The 11325-nt window shown below is 40.9% G+C and carries 9 protein-coding genes; 4 read left to right on the top strand and 5 right to left on the bottom strand.

Annotated features, from left to right (window positions below):
• Window positions 1-259 precede the first annotated feature (259 nt).
• The 4 genes from gpmM (at window position 260) to CWC14_RS14560 (ending at window position 5066) form a co-directional block, all read left to right on the top strand.
• Window positions 260-1804, top strand: coding sequence for a 2,3-bisphosphoglycerate-independent phosphoglycerate mutase (gpmM, locus tag CWC14_RS14575; protein ID WP_138563568.1), 1545 nt, complete (start codon window positions 260-262; stop codon window positions 1802-1804).
• 3 nt (window positions 1805-1807) lie between these two features.
• Entirely contained in the window at window positions 1808-2947 is a 1140-nt protein-coding gene (locus tag CWC14_RS14570) for a murein hydrolase activator EnvC family protein (protein WP_058155283.1), read from the top strand.
• 33 nt (window positions 2948-2980) lie between these two features.
• Entirely contained in the window at window positions 2981-4246 is a 1266-nt protein-coding gene (locus CWC14_RS14565; protein ID WP_138563566.1) for a S41 family peptidase, read from the top strand.
• A 67-nt stretch (window positions 4247-4313) separates the two neighbouring features.
• Window positions 4314-5066 (top strand): divergent polysaccharide deacetylase family protein, encoded by a 753-nt coding sequence (locus tag CWC14_RS14560; RefSeq protein ID WP_036979186.1) that lies wholly within the window; start codon window positions 4314-4316, stop codon window positions 5064-5066.
• 58 nt (window positions 5067-5124) lie between these two features.
• Here the strand turns inward: CWC14_RS14560 and CWC14_RS14555 are convergent, their stop codons facing one another.
• The 5 genes from CWC14_RS14555 to ftsY all read right to left on the bottom strand — a co-directional run.
• Window positions 5125-6996 (bottom strand): methyl-accepting chemotaxis protein, encoded by a 1872-nt coding sequence (locus CWC14_RS14555; RefSeq protein ID WP_138563564.1) that lies wholly within the window; start codon window positions 6994-6996, stop codon window positions 5125-5127.
• Window positions 6997-7324: 328 nt separating this feature from the next.
• Window positions 7325-8188 (bottom strand): RNA polymerase sigma factor RpoH, encoded by an 864-nt coding sequence (gene rpoH, locus CWC14_RS14550; RefSeq protein WP_013465954.1) that lies wholly within the window; start codon window positions 8186-8188, stop codon window positions 7325-7327.
• 242 nt (window positions 8189-8430) lie between these two features.
• Complete coding sequence (ftsX, locus tag CWC14_RS14545) at window positions 8431-9417, bottom strand: permease-like cell division protein FtsX (protein ID WP_028835596.1); 987 nt, start codon at window positions 9415-9417, stop codon at window positions 8431-8433.
• A complete protein-coding gene (ftsE, locus tag CWC14_RS14540; RefSeq protein WP_013465956.1) occupies window positions 9414-10091 on the bottom strand; it encodes a cell division ATP-binding protein FtsE in 678 nt (225 codons plus the stop codon). Before ftsE ends, ftsX begins: the two co-directional genes overlap by 4 nt.
• Window positions 10092-10177: 86 nt before the next feature.
• Window positions 10178-11325, bottom strand: a 1148-nt coding sequence (ftsY, locus tag CWC14_RS14535; protein WP_138563562.1) for a signal recognition particle-docking protein FtsY, incomplete at its 5' end; no start/stop codon positions are given.

Here is an 11325-nt window from a genome sequence, read left to right as displayed (position 1 = left end):
ATGTGGTGTGGTTATTCCCCATAAATAGGCGATAACGCAGCATCAATGCCAAACAGGCGCTGCCCTTCGGGTTCTGCCTAGGGGCGATTTACTCTTTGTTGCCTACATGGATGTAGGTAAGGGGCGTGAGCAGGACGCGGAAGCTTTGCTCGGTTTTGACTTAGCCCACTAGGTTACAAACCTCGCGCCGCGATTAAACCGCCCCTAGTTTGAACAAATTTTAATCCGCAAAGGTCAACAGACCCTAATAGGAGTGACTATGACAGAGCATAAAAAACCACTGGTATTAATGATTTTAGATGGCTGGGGATACAGAGAAGATGAGCAAAGCAATGCTATTTTAGCTGCTAACACCCCTGTATTAGATGAGCTTTGGGCCACACGTCCTCATACATTAATTTCAGCATCGGGTTTAGATGTGGGTCTTCCTGGTGGTCAAATGGGTAATTCTGAGGTGGGCCATGTTAATTTAGGTGCTGGTCGTATTGTGTATCAAGATTTTACTCGCATCACAAAAGCCATTGATGATGGCGAATTTGATACAACCCCTGCACTGGTTGAAAACATTGATAAAGCCGTTCATGCCAACAAAGCTGTACACATTATGGGACTGTTAAGTCCAGGTGGCGTGCATAGCCACGAAGATCATATTGTTGCCAGTATACAACTGGCTGCAAAACGCGGCGCTAAAGAGGTGTACTTTCATGCCTTTTTAGATGGACGCGATACACCACCGCGTAGTGCTAAAGCGTCTATTGAGCGTATTGAAGCCTTATTTAGCGAACTTAAATGTGGCCGTTTAGCCTCACTAATTGGCCGTTACTATGCCATGGACAGAGACAACCGCTGGAATCGTGTTGAAAAAGCCTATAATTTAATCACCTTAGGTGAAGGCGATTTTGATTATGAAGAAGGCGTAAGTGCACTAAATGCCGCTTATGAGCGCGATGAAAATGACGAATTTGTAGCAGCCAGCACGATCACTCCTAAAGGCAGCGAATCTGTAAAAGTAAATGATGGCGACACCATTATATTTGCAAACTTTAGAGCAGACCGCGCACGCGAAATCACTCGCGCCTTTGTAGAACCAGGCTTTGACGGCTTTAATAAGAAAAAATCGCCTGAGCTTAGTGGCTTTGTGATGATGACTGAATACGCAGCCGATATAGATGCGCCTGTTGCTTTTGGCCCCACGCCGCTTAATAACGTACTTGGCGAATGGTTTGAAAAACAAGGTAAAACTCAACTGCGTATTTCTGAAACTGAAAAATATGCTCATGTTACCTTTTTCTTCAGTGGTGGACGAGAAGATGAGTTTGACGGCGAAACCCGTGAACTTATTCCATCACCTCAGGTTGCAACTTATGATTTGCAGCCAGAAATGAACTCTAAAATGCTTACCGATAAGCTAGTAGAAGCAATAAAAAGTGGAAAATACGATGCCATTATTTGTAACTACCCTAATGGCGACATGGTCGGTCATTCAGGTGTATTTGAGGCTGCAGTTAAAGCCTGTGAGGCAGTAGATAACTGTATTGGCCGTGTAGTGGATGCATTGAAAGAATATGGCGGCGAAGCACTTATTACCGCCGATCATGGCAATGCAGAGCAAATGGCAAACCTTAAAACAGGCCAAGCGCACACAGCACATACTAGCGAGCCCGTGCCGTTTATTTATGTAGGTCGCGATGCACAAGCTTATTCAGGCAAAGCCTTGAGCGATGTTGCCCCAACCATGCTGCATTTAATGGGGTTAGAGCAACCTGCAGAAATGACAGGGTCGCCAGTTATGGTGTTGAAATAACCTATGAAAAAAAGCGCATACCGCGTCATTGCGTGTATCTGTGTACTGCATTCATTAGTCACTGGCGTTGCCGTGGCTAATGAAGATCGTACTAAAAAAGACCTATCCCAAGTTCAAGTGGCTTTAGAGCAAAGCCAAGCTGAATATCAACAACAGCAAAAAGAAATAGCTAAACAGCAGCAAAAGCTAAAAGCACATGAACTCGCTATAGCGAAAAACGCTAAAGCACTCAATATGGCTGAGCAATCTGTTAAAAAAACACAACAACAGCAAGCAGAGCAACAACAACGCGCGGTAAAGCTTGAAAAACAACAAGCCCAATTTCAGCGTGTTTTAGCAGCACAGTTAAAAAGTGCTTATATGGCAGGTAGTGATGACTATTCAAAAATGCTGCTTAACCAAGAAGATACCGCTAAATTTGAACGTACGCTTAGCTATTACAACTACTTAAATAAAGCCCGCATAAAGCAGCTTGATGAACTTAAAGCGCTGCAAATAGAAATTGCGAAAAACCAAGCTGAGCTTGAAAAAACAAAAGAAAAGTTAGTTGCTTTATTTGATGAACAAAAAAGGCGACAAGCAGCGCTTCTTGACGCTAAAAATGAGCGCCAAGCCAGCCTAAAAAATCTAAAAAAGCAGTTAAATAAAACAAAAAATTCAATTAGTTACTTAGAAGAGAACGAACAAACGCTGATCGCAACTATTAAAGAACTTGAAGAAGAAAAAACCACAAAAATTGAGCTATTGGGCCTAAATAAAAATAAAGGAAGATTAAGCTGGCCGAGTAAAGGCAAACTAACGCACAAGTTTGGCCAACGTAAGCACGGCGGAATTAACTGGAAAGGCGTGTTAATTTCTGCTGCAGAGGGCACTTCAGTAAATAGCATTCATAACGGTCAGGTAGTATTTGCAGATTGGTTAAAAGGTTACGGCTGGGTGATTGTTGTGGACCACGGAGAAGGCTTTATGAGCTTATACGGGCATGCACAAACCTTACTCAAAGATGTAGGTGATATGGTCAGAGAGGGTGAAAGCGTTGCTTTAGTTGGGCAAAGCGGTGGACAAGCCGATTCTGGTCTATACTTTGAAATACGCCACAAAGGGCGTGCTGTTAATCCCATAAAATGGTGCAGACGTATTTAATCTTAAAATAACTGCATCCTAGTAGAGGCAGTTATGATAAACACACACATTTGCCAAAAAAAAGTATCGCAAGCAAAACCAATGTTTTGGTTTTGTTTGCAGTTATTTTTTTTATTGGCACTTTTTGGCTTTATAAATAATGCTCATGCCAGTTCGGTCAAAGATTTAGAAAGCCAAAAAATAAATGAAATACTGTTTAATATCCATACCTACTACGTTGATGATTTGGCACTGCATAACAGTGAATACATTGAATACAACACCTCTCAATTTGAACGCTTATACTCTAAACTCGATCCCTACTCTAAATATTTAGATAAAAATGAGCTAAATGCGTTATTTGATAATACCAATGGTCGCTATACTGGCTTAGGCATTGAGGTCAAAAATATTGAGCAGCGCACCACGATTGTTAAAGTAATTAATAATTCGCCTGCTAAACAAGTCGGCCTGCGAGCTGGCGATATTATTACAGCAGTTAATAATCAGCAGATTAAAAATAGTCCTATTGATATAGTCGCGCAGCAAATTAAAGACAGCCCCAACAATAAAGTACAACTAAGTATTATCCGAAATAACAATCGAACACCGCTCATATTTAACCTCAGCAGAAAACAAATAAAACTGGCCAGTGTAACTAAGCAACTACTTGATGCGGGTAGCGGTTATATTGCTATAAATACCTTTTCAAACCACACCTTGCATGAAGTTGCCTTACAAATAGCCGCTATGCAAAACCATTACGGCCACGCATTAAAAGGCTTAATTATTGATTTACGAGACAACCCTGGCGGGACTTTAAAAAGCGCGGTTGCTGTGGCAGATCTCTTTTTACAAGATGGTCTAATAGTAACGACCAAAGGGCGCTTTTATGATTCTAATCAGTCGTTTTACGCTAAACGCGGCGATATTTTAAAAGGTGCTCCGATTGTTGTACTGATTAACGAAAACTCAGCCTCTGCAGCAGAAATACTGGCTGCAGCACTAAAAGAAAATATGCGTGCAAAAATAGTGGGGAGTCAGTCATTTGGCAAAGGAACAGTACAATCACTCATTCCATTAGGCGATGGTGATACCGCCTTAAAACTAACCACCGCACGCTACTTTACGCCATCAGGTGGATCGATTGAAGGTATTGGCGTAACTCCAAATGTGGCGATTAATCAAACAACACTTCCACAAACAAATAAAGCCGTTATAATAAAAAATGAACAATTAGAACAAAACACCGTTTTTAGCACTGAAGATTTAGCCGATATCCAGTTAACCAAGGCAAAACAGCTACTCAACATGCACTAAATTCGGTAAATTATTTTAAACACGACAAAGATAATAAAAATTATAAAACGTGAAAATTATAAATTTAATGGTGTTAGCTGGGCTTTTTTTAGCCTTATTTGCAACAACGAGTGCTGTTAAAGCCAAGCAAATAGCCATAGTGATCGATGATATAGGTTATCATCAACGTGATTTAGAATTCCTGAGTTTACCTGGGCAGTTGTCCTATTCAATATTGCCCCACACCCCCTATTCTCAAATATTTGCAACCCTTGCTAGTCAGTCAAATAAAGAGCTCCTGTTGCATGTTCCTATGCAGGCTTTAAATGGTAAAAAACTCGGGCCAGGTGCGCTCACTTTAAATATGGATAAAGCAAAACTTCAACAAACGCTCGGGAATGCGCTGGCGAGTTTACCGCAAGTTAAAGGAGTTAATAACCATATGGGCTCTGCGCTGACTCAACAAAGCCAAGCAATGAAATGGACCATGGAAGTACTCAAAAAACGCCAGCTATATTTTCTTGATAGCCGTACAACTGAATTAAGCCAAGCTCAGAATGCAGCCAACTTTTTGGGAGTGGAAAACATTAGCCGACATGTATTTTTAGACAATATAACGACCACAGAGCAACTACAATTAAGATTAGAAGAGCTAAAATCAAAAGCAACTAAGTATCAGTTTGCCATTGCTATAGCGCACCCCTATCCCGAAACCATCGATTTTTTACGCCACGCTTTGCCGCAATTAAGTGAACAAGGATTTGAACTGGTGCCAGTATCGCAACTGGTAGAGCGTAAGTATGTACAAATAGCTCAGCAACAAGCTATTTCATTAAACTGATGGGGTAAGTAAACACCCCACCCCGTCAGTTAATTTAACTCACTTAAGCGCATTATATTTATAAAATAAATGTCGCTACTTTGGCATTTAAATCTGTAGCTCTGTCTTTTAATACTTCAGCTTGGCTTAAATGCGCAGTGGCTGAGGTAGTAATTTCATCGGTTACATCTTTAATGGCGACCGTATTTCGAGTAATTTCATTGGTCACTTGCGTTTGCTCTTCTGCTGCAACCGCTATTTGACCCGCCATATCAGAAATTTCATTCACTGCTAAGGTGATTTCCTCTAGTGCGTGAGCTGCTGCATTAACATCATCCACACTATTGTTAGCATACCCCTTACTGCTGTGCATCAAGCTCACTGCTTTTTTGGTCGTATTTTGTAAGGTTTCTATGGTGGTGTAAATTTCTGCTGTGGAGTTTTGCGTTCTTCTTGATAGAACACGCACCTCATCGGCAACCACTGCAAAGCCACGCCCTTGTTCACCAGCACGGGCAGCCTCTATTGCGGCATTGAGTGCTAATAGATTTGTTTGCTCAGCAATTTCTTGAATTGTGGTCAAAATACTCGATATAGCCTGAGCATGTAAGCTTAGTTCGCCAATGACGGTGGTTGTTTGGTCTATTTCACCCGCAAGTGAGTTAATCGTGTTTCTGGTTTTATCAACTAACAGTTTACCTTCACGACTACTTTGCGCTGACTGCTGTGATGCCGTCGCGGTATTTTCGGCATTAGCAGCAATCTCATGGGTTGCACTTGCCATCTCTGTAACCGCAGTGGCAACCATCGCTACTTCTTGTTGCTGACGCTGCAACTCACTGACACTGTTTTGATTGGTGATTAAGCTTTTCTCTGCATCAAAATCTAAATCAGTAGATAACTGGCGAATATGGCTTATAAGCTCATGCTGGCTGCTTACAAAGCGATTAAAACTATCAGCTAGTACCCCAACTTCATCTTGTGTATCAACACTAATACGCTGGGTCAAATCACCGTTACCATCAGCAATTGTTGATAACGCTTGTGATACTCGACTTAACGGCGCAAGCAACACACTTAATAACCATGAAATAGCCAACACGCTCAATAAAAGTACCACACTGACTAATACGAGTTGAGTTACTAATAAACTAATTAACGGTGCCTCTAAGGTTTCTTTATCCAGTACAAATAGCAACTGCCAATCGGTATTATTTATATTTTCACCCCAGATTAGTTTTTCGCGCCCTTCATCTTTAAAATAAAGGGGAGTAAATTCACCGTTTTGACTATTAGATAAAATGAATTGGTGATTTATTTTCGAGTCAATATGCGTAATATCTGCCATTACTTTTTTAGTGTCTTTATAGGCAATCACAGTGCCATCTTGATGCATCATGATAGCATACCCATTTGCCGGTAAAGACATAGTATTAACATCATTAACTAAAGACTCAATCGATAAATCACCCGCTACCACGCCACTTTGTGTGGTTTTAGCAATAGAAACAACCAACTGATTAAACGCAGTATCTAAATAAGGTTTGGTAATTACGGTGCCATTTTTCAGCTGTGCTTGTTTATACCATGGACGAGTGCGCGGGTCGTAGCCGGTTCGATCAATACTTAGATCAGAGTCAGTCATTTTCCCGATACTATCTCCAAAGTAAGTTAATTGAAAACCACCCGACACTTGGGCTTGCTGTAATGCGCTGAGCGTATTGCCCTCAACCATACTCGCAACTGACTCTATGATCTGCTGACGACTAGCTAGCCAATCTTCAATACTCGCAGCTTGCTGCTTACCAGACTGACTTACATTATCAATACTGCTTTTTAACAGTAACGCTTTTTGAGAGGTGTAGCTATTCCACGATAGCAATACAATAATAACGGCTAGGGCAAGAACCACCGATAGCAAGATCTTTTTCTTTAGTGAATATGAGTTCATATTGAGTGTAAATACTCGCGTTAAATGAAATTGAAAGGCATTAAGCACAGTAATTAACAGTTTAATTTAGGCTACGGTTTGAACGACAAGTCGCTCAGGTGCGCGAATATTTTCATATACCCAAATTAAAAACAAACTAAAATCATGTATTTAAATTAAAACCAAACTTATTCATTAACTTTAACTAGGGTATATTTAATTAAAAGATATACAGATGTGACTAGAGGTAAGCAAAATAAGAAAAACGATACTTTTTGTTAACCTCTTTTTTTTAACTAAAAAAAAGCCCCGCATTTTCATGCAGGGCTTTATAACTTTTTAAGTACGATTAACTCATCGCGCTTTGTAATTTTTTCATTGCTGTTTTTTCCAGCTGGCGAACACGCTCTGCTGATACGCTGTATTTTTCAGCCAACTCTTGCAGTGTTGCTTTATCATCTGACAACCAGCGTGCGCTAACGATATCTTGAGAACGCTCATCGAGGGTTTTCAAAGCGCTAAATAATCGCGTATGCGACTGCTCTTGCCATTGTTGCTGCTCAATATCATCGGCTAAGTCAGCAGAACCATCCGTTAAGTATTGCACTGGTGAGTAAGTACTGGTTGGCGCATCGTCGTTATCGTCGCCCGTTAAGTCAAAGCCCATGTCTTGGCCGCTCATACGCGATTCCATTTCACGCACTTCTTTTTCACTCACACCTAGCTCGCTCGCTACTGTGCTAACTTCAGCTTGATTAAACCAGCCTAAACGTTTTTTGTTTTTACGAAGATTAAAAAACAGTTTACGTTGCGCTTTGGTTGTCGCAACTTTTACGATACGCCAGTTTTTAAGCACAAACTCATGAATTTCGGCTTTGATCCAATGAACCGCAAATGAAACCAAACGTACACCCACTGATGGGTCAAAACGTTTTACTGCCTTCATCAGTCCAATGTTACCCTCTTGAATTAAATCAGCTTGTGGTAACCCGTAACCCGAGTAGCTTTTAGCTATGTGCGCTACAAAGCGCAAATGCGACATAATGAGTTGCTTTGCAGCACTAAGATCGCCTTCTTCCTGAAGTTTTTTTGCAAGTTCCTGCTCTTGCTCAACTTTAAGCATAGGAATAGTACTAACAGCTTGAAGATAGCCATCCATACTTGCGCTTTGTTGCCCAACTGTAAGTGCCATTGCGTATAAATCTTTACTCATTTTTCACCTCGGTGATAAACATTTGAAACCATCTTAGCACTCTTTTAGTAAGAGTGCTAACTTGAATTTAAAACTTTTTTGAATCATAAATCAAGTGGTTTTTTTAGTGTTAAGTCAGTCTACACTAAGCGACTGAATAACCTATGAATTGATTTAGCCAAAGCAAAGATTAATCTTTTTGCTTTGGCTTTTTTATAATTTTAAACTTAAAACATGACAGTTTTAAGAATTATATTAGTGCCCTAAACCTTATCGGGTTCTATTTCTGAGATGTAACGGTTAACCGATAAGTAAGAACCAATAAAGCCTAAGCTAGTGGCCAACAATACCAACGCGCCAAATTCATTAAGGCTAAGCCCTATTAGCGTAAAGCTGGTTTGATATACCCCTGCAACACTGCTTACCGCAGCAGATAGCCACCACATCATTAATGCTACACAAATAAAGGCAAACAATCCGCCTATCACGCCATACCAAATGCCAGTCCATAAAAAGGGGGCATGAATAAAGGTATTAGTTGCCCCTACGAGCTTCATTACCTGTATTTCTTCTTTTTTATCCATAATAGATAAACGAATTGTGTTGCCTATAATAAGCGTCACTGAGGTAAGTAATAATAGCGCAATCGTAATTACACTTTCTTTTAACAAACTGAGTAATGCATTTAAACGTTCAAGCCAAGCAATATCAAGCTTACCAAAATCAACTTCGCGTTCACCTTCAAGTTTTTTAAGCAATAGCTTAGCCGCATTAGGTTGGCTATGTCGCTGGGTTGGTGTAACTAAAACTACATTCGGTAACGGGTTACTATCTAGGTATTCTAAAGCCTGACCAAACCCAGACATTTCTTTGAATTCATCCAAAGCCTCAGTGCGAGAAATAAAAGTCACACTTTGTATTTCAGGATATAGCGCTAAGCGTTTAACTAAAGTTTGCGTTTCTTGCTCACTCATATCCTCTTTTACAAACAAGGATATTTCGCTGGCTTGCTCAAAACCACTGCTCACTTGCTGCACATTTTTAACCACTAAGTATAACGTTGCGGGCAAGGTTAAACTCAAACCCAGAACAGCAATGGTCATCATAGAGGCTAATGGCGTGCGCCACATTTCCCCAAGACTGTACACACCTTGGCGAAAAATATTAATAATGAAAAAGTAACCGCCAGAGAATACGGATTTTTTTTGTTTATCATTACTATTTTGACGGCTTTTGAACAGTAAACTCATAATACACCCTCAGCCAGTGGATCTTGGCTCATCCGGCCATCATGAAGCGTTAAGCTACGATACTTCATTCGTGATACTAACCCCAAGTCATGGGTGGCAATTAAAACCGTGGTGCCATGCTTATTAAAATCTTCGAACAGGCGTAATATTTCCATCGATAACTCAGGATCAAGGTTACCGGTAGGTTCATCAGCTAATAGTATAGGAGGAGAATTAACAATGGCTCGTGCAATCCCTACACGTTGCTGCTCACCGCCAGAGAGCGTGGAGGGATGACAGCGTACTTTATCTAACAAGCCCACTTTATCGAGCGCGCCATGCACACGCTTGGCAATTTGCTTGTGGTGAGTCCCTTCAATAATTAAGGGCAAAGCAACGTTATCGAACACCGTGTATCGTTCTAATAGACGATGATTTTGAAAAATAATACCAATGTCGCGGCGTGCATACGGAATTTGTCGTGAATTTAACTTATTTAAATCCACGCCATTGATAAACACATTGCCCGCAGAAGGGCGTTCCATCAAGCTAATAAGCTTTAAAAGTGTACTTTTACCGGCACCACTGTGGCCCGTTAAAAAAGCCAGTTCGCCTGGTTTTATATGAAAACTTACTTTTTCAAGCGCGCGATGACCACCGGCATAGGTTTTACTTACTTGCTGAAAATTTATCATTTTTTTATTATGCCAACCTCATTAAACGTCCTAACGCAATTGGTATTCCTTGCAATTAAAAAGGGAGCAGGCTCCCTTTTGGTAAATTAAACGTCGTCCTCATCTTGGCTAAATAGCGCGTCAATAAAGTCATCGCTCTTGAAGGTACGTAAATCATCAATACTTTCACCTACGCCAATGTAACGAATAGGAATATTAAACTTATCAGCAACGGCAAAAATAACCCCGCCTTTAGCGGTGCCATCAAGCTTTGATAGTGTGATACCCGTTAGACCTACACATTGGTTAAATAAGTTTACTTGGCTAATAGCATTTTGGCCTGTGCCAGCATCAATTGTCAGCATCACTTCATGCGGTGCATCTGGGTCTACTTTTTTCATCACACGGGCTATTTTTTCAAGCTCTTGCATTAAGTTATCTTTATTTTGCAAGCGCCCTGCTGTATCGGCAATTAACACATCAACATTACGCGCTTTAGCGGCTTGAAAGGCATCAAATACCACTGAGGCGCTATCAGCACCAGTGTGCTGAGCTATAACAGGAATACTATTACGCTCACCCCAAACTTGAAGCTGCTCTACTGCTGCGGCTCTAAATGTATCACCGGCAGCAAGCATTACCGATTTACCTTGGTTTTGAAATTGTTTCGCCATTTTACCAATGGTGGTGGTTTTACCTACGCCGTTTACACCTACCATAAGGATAACGAAAGGTTTTTTGTCTGCTGGTATTTCTAAAGGCTGCTCTGCTGTTTTCAGCATAGTTGCCATTTCTTGCTTCATTAATTCATAAAGCGCATCACCATCTTTAAGCTGCTTGCGATCAGCGGCGTCGGTCAGGCTATCGATTAGCTTCATGGTGGTATCAACACCAAGATCGGCAGTGAGTAACTGAGTCTCTAATTCTTCAAATAATTCATCGTCAATTTTTTTACCGCTGAAAATTGAGGCAAAGCCAGAACCAATATTAACGCGTGTTTTCAGTAAGCCTTTTTTAAGTCGAGAGAAAAAACCTTCTTTTTTAGGTTTTTCCGCTTTTATAGCTTCTTCCTTTGCAAGCTCTGCGGTCAGTCGCTCTTGCTCTAGGCGTTCAGACTCCTCTTCAGCAGCCAGACGCTCTTGTTCTAAACGCTCGTTCTCAGCTTGCTCTGCTGCAATACGCTGTTGTTCTAAACGCTCATTCTCAGCTTGCTCTGCTGCAATGCGCTGTTGTTCTAAACGCTCATTCTCAGCTT

The organism is Pseudoalteromonas sp. S3260, assembly GCF_005886925.1.
Lineage (GTDB): Bacteria > Pseudomonadota > Gammaproteobacteria > Enterobacterales > Alteromonadaceae > Pseudoalteromonas > Pseudoalteromonas tetraodonis.
Note: the sequence above shows the minus strand (reverse complement) of the source record. Positions and strands in the feature narration are given on the sequence as shown.